1 protein-coding gene is annotated in these 1,524 nt (G+C 59.3%); it reads left to right on the forward strand.

Annotated features, from left to right (window positions below; translation table 11 throughout):
• Positions 1 to 91 precede the first annotated feature (91 nt).
• Entirely contained in the window at positions 92 to 1,432 is a 1,341-nt protein-coding gene (locus tag ACFFNA_RS39370; RefSeq protein WP_378925689.1) for an IS701 family transposase, read from the forward strand.
• Positions 1,433 to 1,524: the final 92 nt, after the last annotated feature.

The raw sequence follows: 1,524 nt of genomic DNA on the forward strand, positions 1-1,524 counted from the left end.
TAGTCTTACTGAGTCACGAAAGCGCGCGGAGGGGGATTCGTAGGCGACCTGGTTGTGATAGGTTGGCGATTCACAGCGATGGATGGGCGCCATGGTCAGCGAGGACGGTTGCGAAGCAGCCGCGTTTGATGGGTATTTGGAAGCACTGGTCGAGGTCATAGGCCATGCCGATCGGGCAGAGCCGCTGCGGGATTATTGTACGGGTTTGATGATGCCGGTGGCGCGCAAAAGCGTGGAGCCCCTGGCCGCCGTTACAGCGCCATCACGTGTTTCGGCCAAGCATCAATCGCTTTTGCATTTCGTGGGACAAGCGCCTTGGTCGGATGACGCACTGCTGGCGCGCGTTCGTGATTGGGCCTTGCCGCGCATGATCGAGCGTGGCGGTGCGATCACCGCCTGGATTGTCGACGACACTGGCTTTCCAAAGAAGGGGAAGCATTCCGTCGGTGTCGCACGCCAATATTGCGGCCAGCTCGGCAAGCAGGACAATTGCCAGGTTGCCGTCAGTCTTTCGATTGCGAATGAGGGGGCCAGCTTACCGGTTGCCTGGCAGCTTTATCTACCTGAGATCTGGGCAAATGATCCAGAGCGCCGGAAGAAGGCGAAGATCCCGGACGAGATCCTATTTCAAACCAAGCCACAGATCGCGCTTGAACAAGTACGTGCGGCGCTAGAGACGCAGATGCCGGCGGGCGTGATCCTTGCCGACGCCGGTTACGGCGCAGACGGCGGGTTCCGCCGAGGATTGACCGAGCTGGGCCTCAGCTATGTCGTGGGTGTCCAGCCGACGCTCAGTGTTTGGCGCCCAGGCGAAGGACCGCTACCGCCCAAGACCTGGAGCGGAAAGGGTCGGCCGCCGTCGCTGATGCAACGAAGCGCGGATCATCAACCTCTTTCAGCCAAGGCGCTTGCGGAAAGTCTGCCGATAGACGCGTGGCAGACCGTCATATGGCGGGAGGGCAGCAATACCGATCTTGCGTCGCGCTTTACCGCTGTTCGTCTTCGTGTCGCGTCCAGAGACTATAATCTCGGACATCCGCACGCCGAAGAATGGTTGCTTGTCGAATGGCCCGAAGGTGACAAAGAGCCGCTCAAATACTGGCTTTCGACCCTGCCGGAAACGACCGCGCTGCGTGATCTTGTTGCCACGACCAAGCTAAGGTGGCGGATTGAACGGGATTATCGCGAGCTCAAGCAGGAACTGGGCCTTGGCCACTACGAGGGTCGAGGTTGGCGCGGATTCCATCATCACGCCAGTCTTTGCATCGCGGCTTACGGGTTTCTCCTCTCCGAACGGGAGACGATTCCCCCCTCAGCAATCGCCCGTTCCAAAAGCAGCGAAAAACCTCCTATTCCCCGCGGTTCACGATCCAGCGAGCCCGCCCATTCGCCCCGAACGGCACACCTCAAATTCGATCGCGACGCTGCATAGAAAACTGACCGTCGCACTCGCCCGCAGATTGATGCGATGTCCCTGCTGCGCTCAGTCGAAGCCGAAATATCCAAATTTATGACGCAGTAAGA

It is taken from the genome of Mesorhizobium kowhaii (genome assembly GCF_042431665.1).
GTDB classification, from domain to species: Bacteria; Pseudomonadota; Alphaproteobacteria; order Rhizobiales; family Rhizobiaceae; genus Mesorhizobium; species Mesorhizobium kowhaii.

Bases quoted from the DNA above. Each gene is read 5' to 3' on its own strand.
- ACFFNA_RS39370 (WP_378925689.1), top strand. From the start codon at position 92: ATGGTCAGCGAGGACGGTTGCGAAGCAGCCGCGTTTGATGGGTATTTG.